This is a genomic window from Mycobacterium sp. 852014-52450_SCH5900713 (genome assembly GCF_001667075.1).
GTDB lineage: Bacteria > Actinomycetota > Actinomycetes > Mycobacteriales > Mycobacteriaceae > Mycobacterium.
Genome location: NZ_LZIL01000033.1, coordinates 43,485 through 57,240 on the forward strand (window position 1 = coordinate 43,485; position 13,756 = coordinate 57,240).

Here is a 13,756-nt window from a genome sequence, read left to right on the forward strand (position 1 = left end):
ATGGCGGAACTCATCGCCGTTGGCCGCTTCGACTGACGAGCAGACACGAAATCGCGCCGGCGCAGCCAGATTCATGCAATATCTGCTCGCGAACAAGAAAAGAGCCCCCGCACTGGGCGGGAGCTCTTTCTCGTCGAACTAGCGGTAGTCGCTGTAGCCGTAGTCGTCCAGCGGCACCGCGGCACCGGTGGCCTGGCCGAAGTCCGGGCTGTAGTACTGATCCTCGTAGGACGGGATCGTGTACGCGGCGGCCCGAGCCTCCTCGGTCGGCTGCACCTGGATGTTGCGGTACCGGTTGATACCGGTACCGGCCGGGATCAGCTTTCCGATGATCACGTTCTCCTTCAGACCCTGCAGCTTGTCGCTGCGGCAGTTGATCGCCGCATCGGTCAGCACGCGCGTGGTCTCCTGGAAGGACGCCGCGCTCAGCCACGAGTCCGTGGCGAGGCTCGCCTTCGTGATACCCATCAGCACCGGACGTCCGGCGGCGGGCTCGCCGCCCTCGGCCACCACCCGGCGGTTCTCCGCCTCGAACTCCGCACGATCGATCAGCGACCCGGGCAGGAACTCCGTCGCGCCCGAGTCGATGATGGTGACGCGGCGCAGCATCTGGCGCACGATCACCTCGATGTGCTTGTCGTGGATCGACACACCCTGAGCCCGGTAGACCTCCTGGACCTCGCGGACCAGGTGGATCTGCACCTCGCGGGGGCCCTGCACGCGCAGCACCTCGTGCGGGTCGGCCGAGCCCTCCATCAGCTGCTGGCCCACCTCGACGTGGTCGCCGTCGGAAAGCACCCGCTCGGAACCGTCGTCGTGTTTGAACACCCGCAACCGCTGCCGCTTGGAGAGCTTGTCGTAGACGACCTCCTCGCTCCCGTCGTCGGGAATGACGGTGATCTTGTAGAAGCGCTCACCCTCCTCGAGGCGGATCCGCCCGGTCAGGTCGGCGATCGGGGCCTTGCCGCGCGGGACGCGGGCCTCGAACAGCTCCTGCACCCGGGGCAGACCGCCGGTGATGTCCTCACCGACACCACCCTGGTGGAAGGTACGCATGGTCAGCTGCGTGCCGGGCTCACCGATGGACTGGGCGGCGACGATACCGACGGCCTCGCCGATGTCGACCAGTTTTCCGGTGGCCATGGACCGCCCGTAGCAGGTCGCGCACACGCCGGTGCCGGTGGTACACGTCAGCACCGAGCGCACCTTGACCTGCGTGATGCCGGCCGCCAGCAGGGCGTCGATCTCCGGGTCACCCAGGTCTTCACCGCGGCGCACGACGACGTTGCCGGCCTCGTCGACCGCGTCGGCGCCCAGAGTCCGTGCGTACGCCGAGGTTTCGATGTACGGGTCGCGGATCAGGGTGCCGTCGGGCTGACGCTCGGCCAGCTCGACGAGGATGCCGCGCTCGGTCTCGCAGTCGTGCTCGCGGACGATGACGTCCTGGCTGACGTCCACCAGACGACGGGTCAGGTAACCCGAGTCGGCGGTACGCAACGCGGTGTCCGCCAGGCCCTTTCGAGCACCGTGCGTGTTGATGAAGTACTCCAGCACGGTCAGGCCCTCGCGGAACGACGACTTGACCGGACGCGGGATGAACTCACCCTTCGGGTTGGTCACCAGGCCCTTCATGCCGGCCAGCGTTCGGGTCTGGGTGAAGTTACCCGTGGCACCCGAGTCGACGATCGTGATGATCGGGTTGTCGGCAGGGTAGTGCTCGCGGAGCGCCTGACCGACCTCGTCGGTGGCTTCCTTCCAGATCTCCACCAGTGCCTCGTTGCGCTCGTCGTGGTTCAAAGCGCCGCGCTGGAACTGCTTTTCGACCTTCTCGGCCCGCTCCTCGTACTGGTCGAGGATCTCCTTCTTGCGGGGCGGCACCAACACGTCGGCCATCGAGACCGTGACACCGCTGCGGGTCGCCCAGTAGAAACCGGCGTCCTTCAGCTTGTCCACGGTCTGCGCGACCACGATCATCGGGTAGCGCTCGGCGAGGTCGTTGATGATGGCGGCCTGCACCTTCTTGTGCATCTGCTTGTTCACGAACGGGTAAGCCACCGGCAGCAGCTCGTTGAACAGCACCCGGCCCAGCGTGGTCTCGGCCATCCAGGAGTCGCCCGGCTGCCAACCGTTGGGGAACAGCTCCGCTTCGATCTCGGCGGGCGGACGCAGCTGCGTCAGTCGCACCTTGATCTTGGCCCGCACCGAGAGCACGCCGCGGTCGGCGGCCATGATCGCCTCGGCCGGCGAGGAGTACACGCCGACCTCCGGCTGATCCTTTGCGGCCGCCCGGAATTCGCCCTTGTCGCCGTCGACCTCGGTGGTGAGGAAGTACAGGCCGGTCACCATGTCCAGCCGCGGCATGGCCAGCGGACGCCCGGACGCGGGCGACAGGATGTTGTTACTGGACAGCATCAGGATGCGCGCCTCGGCCTGCGCCTCCGCGCTCAGCGGCAGGTGCACCGCCATCTGGTCACCGTCGAAGTCGGCGTTGAACGCCTCACACACCAACGGGTGCAGCTGAATCGCCTTGCCTTCCACCAGCATCGGCTCGAAGGCCTGGATGCCCAGCCGGTGCAGGGTGGGTGCGCGGTTCAGCAGCACCGGGTGCTCGGCGATGACCTCTTCGAGGACGTCCCACACCTGGGGACGCTGCCGCTCCACCATGCGCTTGGCGCTCTTGATGTTCTGCGCATGGTTGAGGTCGACGAGCCGCTTCATCACGAACGGCTTGAACAGCTCCAGCGCCATCAGCTTGGGCAGACCGCACTGGTGGAGCTTGAGCTGCGGGCCGACCACGATGACCGAACGGCCCGAGTAGTCGACACGCTTACCGAGCAGGTTCTGGCGGAACCGGCCCTGCTTACCCTTGAGCAGATCGCTCAGCGACTTCAGCGGACGGTTGCCCGGCCCGGTGACCGGGCGGCCGCGGCGACCGTTGTCGAACAGCGCGTCGACGGACTCCTGCAGCATCCGCTTCTCGTTGTTGACGATGATCTCGGGCGCACCGAGGTCGATCAGCCTCTTGAGGCGGTTGTTGCGGTTGATCACGCGGCGGTACAGGTCATTCAGGTCGCTGGTGGCGAACCGGCCACCGTCGAGCTGCACCATCGGACGCAGCTCCGGCGGGATGACCGGCACCGCGTCGAGCACCATGCCCATCGGCGAGTTGCCCGACTGTTGGAAGGCCGCGACCACCTTCAGGCGCTTGAGCGCACGAAGTTTCTTCTGCCCCTTACCGTTTCGGATGACGTCACGCAGGATGTCGGCCTCGGCGTCGATGTCGAAGTTCTCGATCAGCTTCTGGATCGACTCCGCGCCCATGGCGCCGGTGAAGTATTCACCGTAACGGTCGACGAGCTCCCGGTAGAGGTTCTCGTCGACGATCAGCTGCTTGGGGGCCAGTTTGGTGAAGGTGCTCCAGATGTCCTCCAGCCGGTCCAGCTCACGCTGGGCCCGGTCCCGAAGCTGGCGCATCTCCCGCTCGCCGCCGTCGCGAACCTTGCGGCGGGCGTCGGCCTTGGCGCCCTCGGCCTCCAGCTCGGCCAGGTCGGCCTCGAGCTTCTGCGCGCGGGCCTCCAGGTCGGCGTCGCGCTGGTCCTCAACGGCCTTGCGCTCCACCATCATTTCCGCCTCGAGCGTGGACAGCTCGTTGTGCCGCATCTCGTCGTCGACCGACGTGATCACGTACGCCGCGAAGTAGATGATCTTCTCGAGATCCTTCGGGGCCAGGTCGAGCAGGTAGCCGAGCCGGCTCGGCACACCCTTGAAGTACCAGATGTGCGTGACGGGTGCGGCCAGCTCAATGTGGCCCATCCGCTCGCGGCGGACCTTGGCGCGGGTCACCTCGACGCCGCAGCGCTCGCAGATGATGCCCTTGAAGCGGACGCGCTTGTACTTGCCGCAGTAGCACTCCCAGTCGCGAGTCGGTCCGAAGATCTTCTCGCAGAACAGGCCGTCCTTCTCAGGCTTCAGCGTGCGGTAGTTGATTGTCTCCGGCTTCTTGACCTCGCCGTAAGACCATTGCCTGATGTCCTCCGCGGTGGCCAGGCCGATACGGAGTTCATCGAAGAAGTTGACGTCGAGCACGTAACTCCCTTTCCCCTTGCGGGTTTAGTAACTAAAAGTGATTAAGCCAGGTCCTCAACGGAGGCGGATTCGTTGCGCGACAAGTTGATTCCCAAGTTGGCCGCAGCCCGCTCGAGGTCCTCGTCCTCGCCTTCGCGCAATTCGATCGCTGCGCCGTCCGACGAGAGCACCTCGACGTTCAGACACAGCGACTGCAGCTCCTTGAGCAGCACCTTGAACGACTCGGGGATGCCCGGCTCGGGGATGTTCTCGCCCTTGACGATCGCCTCGTACACCTTGACCCGGCCGACCGTGTCGTCGGACTTGATGGTCAACAGCTCCTGCAGCGTGTACGCGGCGCCGTAGGCCTGCATGGCCCAGCACTCCATCTCACCGAACCGCTGGCCACCGAACTGCGCCTTACCACCCAGCGGCTGCTGGGTGATCATCGAGTACGGACCGGTGGAGCGGGCGTGGATCTTGTCGTCCACCAGGTGGTGCAGCTTCATGATGTACATGAAGCCCACCGTCACCGGGTACGGGAACGGCTCACCGCTGCGGCCGTCGAAGAGCACCGCCTTGCCGTCGCCGTTCACCATCACCTCGTTGTCCCGGTTGGGCAGCGTGCAGGACAGCAGCCCCTGCAGCTCCGCCTCCCGGGCGCCGTCGAACACCGGCGTCGACACGATGGCGTTGGGCTCCGCGCTCTGCAGCTCCTTGGGCAGGTTGGCGGCCCAATCGGGCGAACCCTCGATGTTCCAGCCGGACTTGGCCACCCACCCGAGGTGGGTTTCCAGGATCTGGCCGATGTTCATCCGTCGCGGCACACCGTGGGTGTTCAAGATGATGTCCACCGGCGTGCCGTCCGGCAGGAACGGCATGTCCTCGACGGGCAGGATCTTGCCGATCACGCCCTTGTTGCCGTGCCGGCCGGCGAGCTTGTCGCCGTCGGAGATCTTCCGCTTCTGGGCCACGTAGACGCGCACCAGCTCGTTGACACCGGCGGGCAGCTCGTCGTCGTCCTCGCGGGAGAACACCCGAATGCCGATGACCTTGCCGGACTCGCCGTGCGGCACCTTCAGCGAAGTGTCACGGACCTCACGGGCCTTCTCACCGAAGATCGCCCGCAGCAGCCGCTCCTCCGGGGTCAGCTCGGTCTCCCCCTTCGGGGTGACCTTGCCGACCAGGATGTCGCCGTCGCGGACCTCGGCGCCGATGCGGACGATGCCGCGCTCGTCGAGGTCAGCCAGCACCTCGTCGGAGACGTTCGGGATGTCCCGGGTGATCTCCTCGGCGCCCAGCTTGGTGTCGCGGGCATCGATCTCGTGCTCCTCGATGTGGATCGAGGTGAGCACGTCCTCTTCGACCAGGCGGTTGGAGAGGATGATCGCGTCCTCGTAGTTGTGGCCCTCCCACGGCATGATCGCCACGAGCAGGTTCTTGCCCAGGGCCATCTCGCCGTTCTCGGTGCAGGGGCCGTCGGCGATGACCTGGCCGGCCTCGACCCGGTCCCCGGCGTCCACGATCGGCGACTGGTTGGCGCACGTCCCGTGGTTGGAGCGCTCGAACTTGCGCATCCGGTAGGTGTGCCGGGTGCCGTCGTCGGCCATCACGGTGATGTAGTCGGCGGAGACCTCCTCGATCACCCCGGCCTTGTCCGCGACGACGACGTCGCCGGCGTCGATCGCGGCGCGCAGCTCCATGCCGGTGCCCACCAGCGGCGCCTCGCTGCGCACCAGCGGAACCGCCTGGCGCTGCATGTTGGCGCCCATCAGGGCACGGTTGGCGTCGTCGTGCTCGAGGAACGGGATCATGGCCGTGGCCACCGACACCATCTGGCGCGGCGAGACGTCCATGTAGTCCACCTCGGACGACGGCACGTACTCGACCTCGCCCGCCTTGCGGCGCACCAGCACGCGCGACTCTTCGAACCGGCCGCTGTCGTCGATCGGCGAGTTGGCCTGCGCCACGACGTGGCGGTCCTCCTCGTCGGCGGTCAGATAGTGGATCTCGTCGGTGACCACACCGTCGACCACCTTGCGGTAGGGCGTCTCGATGAAGCCGAACGGGTTGACCCGCGCGTACACCGACAGCGAGCCGATCAGACCGATGTTGGGACCCTCGGGGGTCTCGATCGGGCACATCCGGCCGTAGTGCGACGGGTGCACGTCGCGGACCTCCAGCCCGGCCCGCTCACGGGACAGACCACCGGGGCCCAGCGCCGACAACCGGCGCTTGTGGGTGAGACCCGACAGCGGGTTGTTCTGGTCCATGAACTGGGAGAGCTGGCTGGTGCCGAAGAACTCCTTGATGGCGGCGACCACCGGCCGGATGTTGATCAGCGTCTGCGGCGTGATCGCCTCGACGTCCTGCGTGGTCATCCGCTCGCGGACGACCCGCTCCATCCGGGACATGCCGACCCGGATCTGGTTCTGGATCAACTCGCCGACGGTACGCAGCCGGCGGTTGCCGAAGTGGTCGATGTCGTCGGTTTCCACCGGCACCTCGATGCCACCCGGGACCGTCATGACGGCGGCCTGGCCATCCGTGCGGGCGTGGTGCAGGCGAACCAGGTACTCGATGGTGGCGACGACGTCTTCCTCGGTCAGCGTCGACGACGTGATCGGCTCACCGGCGTGCAGGCCCAACTTCTTGTTGACCTTGTAGCGGCCGACGCGGGCCAGGTCGTAGCGCTTCTCCTTGAAGAACAGGTTCTCCAGCAGCGTCTGCGCGGACTCCTTGGTCGGCGGCTCGCCCGGACGCAGCTTGCGGTAGATGTCCAGCAGCGCCTCGTCGGTGCCGGCGGTGTTGTCCTTCTCCAGCGTGCCCATCATGATCTCGGAGAAGCCGAACCGCTCGTGGATCCGCTCGTTAGTCCACCCGAGCGCCTTGAGCAGCACGGTGACGGGCTGGCGCCGCTTGCGGTCGATGCGCACGCCGACGGTGTCGCGCTTGTCGACGTCGAACTCCAGCCACGCGCCGCGGCTGGGGATCACCTTGACGCTGTGCAGCAGCTTCTCGGTGGACTTGTCGATGCTCTCGTCGAAGTACACGCCGGGCGAACGGACCAGCTGGCTGACGACCACGCGCTCGGTCCCGTTGATGATGAAGGTGCCCTTCTCGGTCATCATCGGGAAGTCACCCATGAACACCGTCTGGCTCTTGATCTCGCCGGTGTTGTTGTTGATGAACTCGGCCGTGACGAACAGCGGAGCCGCGTACGTCATGTCCTTGTCTTTGCACTCGTCGACCGGCGCCTTGACCTCGTCGAAGCGGGGGTCGGAGAACGACAGCGACATCGAGCCGGAGAAGTCCTCGATCGGGGAGAGCTCGTCGAGCACTTCCTCGAGACCACCCACCGGCTTGACGTCGCCGCGGGCGGCCGCGGCCTCGCGCCAACGGGGCGAGCCGATCAACCACTCGAAGGAGTCGATCTGCACGTCGAGCAGGCCGGGAACCTCGAGCGGTTCGCGGAGCTTGGCGAAAGAAACTCGGTTAGGCGCTCCGGGTACGGAGCCGTTTAAGGAACTTCCATTAGAGGAACTTTGTGGGCGATCCGTTTTGCTCTGGCGGGAATCAGCCAAGATGCATCCTTCCAGCACCTCGTGCGACTCACGAGAACCGGAACCACCGGTCTGTTCGCCGCGAATTGTGTCGGTTTGGCCGGCGAACGATCTGTCCGAATCTCACGCGCACAACTAAAGAACCAAGCCGCTAGAGGGGGCTCAGGCTTAGACCACGTTGTCAAGTGGCGGGTGAGGTGGGCAGGAGGTAGCCAGCGCAACGTCCAACAATAGCGCAGGGCGGCGCATTCCTCAACTGTCCAGCACAAGCGATCCAGGGACATCGGCGCTGGCTGGCATCTCGACTTTCCACTGGATACATGCTGCCCAACAGACTGGCCGGTTTACGGCTCGTCGTCAAGAGGGCGGGCCGGGGAGTTACGCGAAGTTATCGCGAAAACTCGGACCGGGTCTTTAGTCGCCGACTTCGTGCGCGCGGTACTTGTGGGTGCCCTCCATGTCGTCGATGATCGCGGCCTGCGCCTTCTGCGGCAGGGTGTGCAGAATCTCGCGCACCCGGGCCTGGCGGCGGGCGACGGCCTTGCGCTCCGGCATACCCGGCGAGGCGACGATCTGCGGGGGCACTCCCTCGATCTCCTCGACACCGCCGGCGTGCTGGCCGGCCTCGAGGGCGGCCTGCTCCTCGGCCATGGTCGACTCGTCCTTTTCCTCGGACATGCCGATCGGCCCGATGCGGCGGCCGTTGAGGAACTGCCGCACGACCGGCTCGTCGCTGGTCAGCAGCACCTCGCGCGGGCCGAACATGACCAGCTTGCGCCGGAAAAGCATGCCCATGTTGTCCGGCACGGTGCGGGCGATGTTGATGTTGTGCGTGACGATCAGGACGGTGGCGTCGATTTGGGCGTTGATGTCGAGGATCAGCTGGCTCAGGTAGGCGGTGCGAACCGGGTCCAGACCCGAGTCGGGCTCGTCGCAAAGGATGATCTGCGGGTCCATCACCAGGGCGCGGGCCAGGCTGGCGCGCTTGCGCATACCACCCGAGATCTCGCCGGGGAACTTCTTCTCGTCGCCGCCCAGACCCACCAGGGTCAGCTTCTCCATGACGATGTCACGGATCTCGCCTTCCTTCTTCTTGGTGTGCTCGCGCAGCGGGAAGGCGGCGTTGTCGAACAGGTTCATCGAACCGAACAGCGCGCCGTCCTGGAACATGACGCCGAACAGCGTGCGGATCTCGTAGAGCTCCTTGGCCGAGCACTGCAGGATGTCGGTGCCGTCGATCACGACCGAGCCGCGCTCCGGCCGCAGCAGACCGATCAGGGACTTCAGGAACACCGATTTGCCGGTACCCGACGGCCCCAGCAGGACGCTGACCTCCCCGGCGGGGATCTCCAGCGTCACGTCTTCCCAAATCCTCGACGACCCGAAGGACTTCGTGAGGCCGTTCACCTCAATAGCGACACCCATCAGAGATCCTTCCGTCGACGCGCATGCCCGCCACCTGCCCTTTTATGTGGCATGAGTCACTGTAGCGCACGCTTGCTGCACGGCATCAGGGTTGCGCGGCACAGCCGACAAAAATTGGCTGACCTGAGATCCGGCCGCGCTCGGCGCCGGGCGTGCTATTCAACTCACGTTAGCCAGTGGGCGCCCAGTTGCCGTGGAAGCCCATCGGCACCCGCTGCGGCAGGTGCACGGTAGCCACCGGCTCGAGCGTCGCGGCGTCCAGCAAGACCAACTGGCCTTCGTCGCGGCCGCGGTGATAGCCGTAGCCCAGCAGAATGCCGTCGTCCTCGGCTCGTTTTGTCGTGCCGGCGCCGGGGTTGGGCACAAAGGACATCTCGCCGAGCAAAAGGTCCGGATCGAGCGGCGCGACGACGCTGCCCCCGGTCGCGTAGTCGTGCTTGTACAGTGCCGGCGCGGCGCCCTGGAAGGACGCGCCGACGGTGTAGCCGAAGCGGTGTTCCCGGCCCAGCAGCGTCTCGTTGATCCGCGGGAATTCCTGCGGCCGGTCGTCGCGGCATTCGGTGCTCACCGCGCCGCTCGCGAGGTTGATGGTCCAGCGTTCGAGGGTCGGCGGGGATTCGCCGGGCCCGCGCCGGTCGCGGTCGAACATTCGCGCGTACCGCACCACGTCGAGCACCAAAATCTCGGTCCCGTCCCGCATCTCGGAGTAGGCGTTGAGTGGGTGGTAGACGTAGCAGGGTTCGATGTCGAACCAGCGGATGTCGGAGTTTGCGCCCTCGCGCGGCATGACCCCGATGCGCGCCGGGTAGTCGGGGTCCCAGGCGTACGGCATCCGGTCGGAGTGCTTCGGGTTCCGGTTCATCATCGCGCTGATCGGGCTCGGCACCCGTACGCGCCCGATCAGCGACTGCATCACCAGCCGGGCCGGCAGGCCGAGCCAGCGGGGCATGGCCGCCGGCAGCACCTGCATCGGGTCGAACGTCACCGGCAGGTCGTAGACGACGACGTAGGAGTCGGTCAGCGAGAAGTCGTGCATCATCGGCGACCCCGACACCTCGATGTCCACCGTGCGGCGCGCGCGCCCCTGGGTGTCGATCACCGAATACTGCACGGTCCGCCCGCGGGCGAACGAGTAAGAGACGGCGTGCAATTCGCCGGTGCGCGGATCGCGGTGCGGGTGGGCGGTGTAGCCGCCGGCCAGGGTGCCGTCGAAGTCGCAGGTCCCGATGGTGTCCAGCTCGTTGGTCAGCTCGTAGTTGGCCACACCGCCCTCGACCAGAGCCAGCGTGCGCCCGGCGTGGGCCAGGACGTTGGTGTTGGCGCCCAGCGAGAGCATCCCCGCCCGGGGGTCGAGCCGGCGCGGCGTCGGCTCGCCCAGGGCGCCGCACACCGACAGGCTGCGTACCCAGCGGTTGCGGTACCACTGGGCTTTCCCGTCGCGCAGCGCGACGCCGTGCACCATCCCGTCGCCGCTGAACCAGTGATAGGTGGCGGGGTCGACCTCCTCGGCCGGGTTGGGTCCGTTGCGCAGATAGCGTCCGTCGAGGTGCTCCGGGATGTGCCCCGTGACCGGCAGGTCGGTGGCGGTCACTTCGGCGCGCACCGGCGCCAGCAAGCCCTCCAGATAGGGATTCCGGGTTTCGGCGGTTTGCACTGACGTCATCGCTGAGCTCCTATAACATCGATATGACGCTGTTATAGGTAACGTACGCCGCGGATGGGAAGATGGCAACGATGACTTCACAAGCGACTTCGGGCACCACGCCGGCCGGGCAACGCAGTGTCCGGGACGAGATGCTGTCCGCGGCCGTCGACCTGCTGAACGAGCATGGGCCCGACGCCCTGCAGACCCGCAAGGTCGCCGGCGCGGCGGGGACGTCGACGATGGCGGTGTACACCCATTTCGGCGGGATGCGGGGCCTGATCGCCGAGGTGGCCGCGGAGGGGCTGCGGCAGTTCGACGCCGCGCTGACCGTGCCGGAGACGGCCGACCCGGTCGCCGATGTGTTCGCTCTCGGCGCCGCGTACCGGCGCTATGCGATCGAGCGACCGCACATGTATCGCCTGATGTTCGGCAGTACCAGCGCTCATGGCATCCATGCCCCGGCGGGCAACGTCCTGGCCCTCACGGTCGCCGAGATCGAGCGGCACGTTCCCAGCTTCGCGCATGTGGTTCGCGCAGTGCAGCGGTCGGTGCGGGCGGGGCGAATCACCGTTGGTTCCGCAGCCGACGACGCGACCGTCGTTTCCACAGCCGCCCAGTTCTGGGCGTTGCTTCACGGATTCGTCATGCTCGAACTGGCCGGCTTCTACGGCGACGACGGCGCCGCCGTCGTGCCGGTGATGGACGAAATGACGTTGAAACTGTTTGTGGCGCTGGGTGATTCACCAGAACGGGTGGCGCAATCCCTGCGGTCGGCGGGCTGAGCACACGAAACCCCCGGGGGCGCCGCAGCGCGGTCCCGGGGGTTTTGCGAGTGGAGCTACTTGACGGTGACGGTGGCGCCGGCGGCCTCGAGCTTGGTCTTGGCCTCCTCTGCGGCCTCCTTGGCGACCTTCTCCAGCAGCGGCTTGGGCGCGCCGTCGACCAGGTCCTTGGCCTCCTTGAGGCCCAGGCCGGAGACGATCTCGCGGACCACCTTGATGACACCGATCTTCTTGTCGCCGGCGGCCTCGAGGATGACGTCGAACTCGGACTGCTCCTCGGCGGCCTCGGCGGGGGCGCCACCGGCGGCCGGGCCGGCCGCGGCGACGGCGACCGGGGCGGCCGCGGTGACCTCGAAGGTCTCCTCGAACTTCTTGACGAAGTCGGAGAGCTCCAGCAGGGTCATTTCCTTGAAGGCGTCGAGCAGGTCGTCGGTAGACATTTTCGCCATGGTGTGTGGGTCCTTCCTAATTTCCGGTTGGGGTTATTCGGCTTCGGCCGGGGTTTCCGGAGCCTCAGTGGGTGCTTCCGAAGCTGGTTCTGGGGCGGCCGCCGCAGGCGCCTCTGCCGCCTGCGCAGGCGCTTCTGCCGCCTTCTTTTCCTGCAGGGCGGCCGCGAGGCGGGCAACCTGCGAGGCGGGCGCGTTGAACAGGCCGGCGGCCTTGGCGAGGTTGCCCTTCATCGCGCCGGCCAGCTTGGCCAGCAGCACCTCGCGCGACTCCAGGTCGGCGATGCGCTCGACCTCGGCGACGGTCAACGCGCGGCCGTCCATGTAGCCGCCCTTGATGACCAGCGCCTTGTTGTCCTTGGCGAAGGTCTTGATCGCCTTGGCCGCGTCGACCGGTTCCCCGGTAACGAACGCGATGGCGGTGGGCCCGGCGAACAGTTCGTCGAGACCTTCCACGCCGGCTTCCGACGCCGCGCGCTTGATCAGCGTGTTCTTGGCCACCGAGTAGGTGGCCGATCCGCTCAGCGACCGGCGCAGGTCGGCCAGGTTGGCCACGGTCAAACCGCGGTACTCGGTGATCAGGGTCGCGGTCGCCTCCCTGAACTGCTCGGCGATGTCTGCAACGGCGGTGGCTTTGTCAGCCCTGGCCATGCGTACCTCCTGAAGTGAAAGCGATCCGACGTGTCGTCTGTGATTCACCCTTAGAACGAAGTACGCCCCGGCGCAGGATGCGGCCGGGGCGTGAAAGACGCCGGCGCGTGCCGGCGTTGTTGCCTCGTCCTCCTGCGTGGGCCGCCGGGATGCTCCCGGACCTTCAACCGATTTCTCGGTGACCGACGGTCTTCGGTGGATCGGCCATCAGGATAGCCTGACCCGCCCCCGTCAGCCAAAACGGGGCCTTAAGACGGCCGGGGCGGTCAGCCGAGGGCCGCCAGCCGGGCGGCGCCGACCAGTCCGGCCGCACCGCCGAGTTCGGCGGGCACCACCCGCAGACCGACCAGGAAGTCCAGCCTGGCGTACTCGGCCAGCTTCGCCCGCAAGGGGTCGAAGAGCAGCCGGCCGGAGTTCGCGACTCCTCCCCCGATGACGACGATATCCAGGTCGCAGACCGCGCCGACCGAGGCGATCATCGCCGCGAGCGCGGTAGCTCCCCGGCGGAACGCCCGAGTGGCGACGGCCTCACCCGCCGCCGCCGCGGCGGCCAGGTCCCGGGCGCCGGCGGCGGGCGGCGCGGACCAACCGTTTGCCCGCGCCCAACGCACCATCGACGGTCCGGACGCGATGGTCTCGACGCAGCCGCGACCGCCGCACACGCAGGGCGGCCCCTCGTCCTCCACCACCACGTGCCCGACGTGGCCGGCATTGCCGGTGCGGCCGGTGTAGGGGACGCCGCCGAGCACCAATCCGCCGCCCACACCGGTGGACACCACCATGCCCAGCAGGAAATCGGCGCCGCGACCCGCGCCGCGCCAATGCTCACCCAGCGCCATGCACAACCCGTCGCCGCCGAGCCGTACCGGCACACCCGGCACGGCGGCGGCCACCCTGTCGCGCAGCGGAAAGCCTTGCCAGCCCTTGATGTTGATGGGGCTGACGGTTCCGCGGCGCAGGTCGATGGGGCCGGCTGAACCGATGCCCACGGCGGCGACCGCACCGTCGGCCGCGCGCAGCGCGTCGGCGATGGCCGCGTCGACCGCCGCCCAGACCTCGTCCGCTCCGCCGCCGGCCGGCGTGGGCCGGATGACGGTGTGCACCAGCGCGCCATCGGGATCGACGAGGCCGGCGGCGATCTTGGTGCCGCCGATGTCCAGACAAAGGGTGAGCATCGCG

8 protein-coding genes are annotated in these 13,756 nt (G+C 67.2%); 1 reads left to right on the forward strand and 7 read right to left on the reverse strand.

Annotated elements, in window-relative coordinates:
• Window positions 1–138 precede the first annotated feature (138 nt).
• From A5773_RS08650 to A5773_RS08665, 4 genes are all read right to left on the reverse strand, one after another.
• Window positions 139–4,086, reverse strand: a complete 3,948-nt coding sequence (locus A5773_RS08650) for a DNA-directed RNA polymerase subunit beta' (protein WP_066951966.1) — start codon at window positions 4,084–4,086, stop codon at window positions 139–141.
• Between the two features lie 41 nt (window positions 4,087–4,127).
• Window positions 4,128–7,649 (reverse strand): DNA-directed RNA polymerase subunit beta, encoded by a 3,522-nt coding sequence (locus A5773_RS08655; RefSeq protein ID WP_156659432.1) that lies wholly within the window; start codon window positions 7,647–7,649, stop codon window positions 4,128–4,130.
• 393 nt (window positions 7,650–8,042) lie between these two features.
• Window positions 8,043–9,053 carry an ABC transporter ATP-binding protein gene (locus tag A5773_RS08660; protein WP_066951969.1) on the reverse strand — a complete coding sequence of 337 codons (1,011 nt, stop codon included), beginning with the start codon at window positions 9,051–9,053 and terminating at the stop codon, window positions 8,043–8,045.
• Window positions 9,054–9,222: 169 nt separating this feature from the next.
• Window positions 9,223–10,716 (reverse strand): carotenoid oxygenase family protein, encoded by a 1,494-nt coding sequence (locus tag A5773_RS08665; protein WP_066951971.1) that lies wholly within the window; start codon window positions 10,714–10,716, stop codon window positions 9,223–9,225.
• 71 nt (window positions 10,717–10,787) lie between these two features.
• Between A5773_RS08665 and A5773_RS08670 the strand changes: the two genes are divergently transcribed.
• On the forward strand, window positions 10,788–11,480 hold the full coding sequence (locus A5773_RS08670) for a TetR/AcrR family transcriptional regulator (RefSeq protein ID WP_066952055.1): 693 nt from the start codon (window positions 10,788–10,790) through the stop codon (window positions 11,478–11,480).
• Between the two features lie 56 nt (window positions 11,481–11,536).
• Here the strand turns inward: A5773_RS08670 and rplL are convergent, their stop codons facing one another.
• The 3 genes from rplL to A5773_RS08685 all read right to left on the reverse strand — a co-directional run bounded on the left by rplL (window position 11,537) and on the right by A5773_RS08685 (window position 13,752).
• On the reverse strand, window positions 11,537–11,929 hold the full coding sequence (gene rplL, locus A5773_RS08675) for a 50S ribosomal protein L7/L12 (protein ID WP_066951972.1): 393 nt from the start codon (window positions 11,927–11,929) through the stop codon (window positions 11,537–11,539).
• 33 nt (window positions 11,930–11,962) lie between these two features.
• Window positions 11,963–12,577 carry a 50S ribosomal protein L10 gene (gene rplJ, locus A5773_RS08680; RefSeq protein WP_067261507.1) on the reverse strand — a complete coding sequence of 205 codons (615 nt, stop codon included), beginning with the start codon at window positions 12,575–12,577 and terminating at the stop codon, window positions 11,963–11,965.
• Window positions 12,578–12,843: 266 nt separating this feature from the next.
• Window positions 12,844–13,752, reverse strand: a complete 909-nt coding sequence (locus A5773_RS08685; RefSeq protein WP_066951976.1) for an ROK family protein — start codon at window positions 13,750–13,752, stop codon at window positions 12,844–12,846.
• Between the last annotated feature and the right edge of the window lie 4 nt (window positions 13,753–13,756).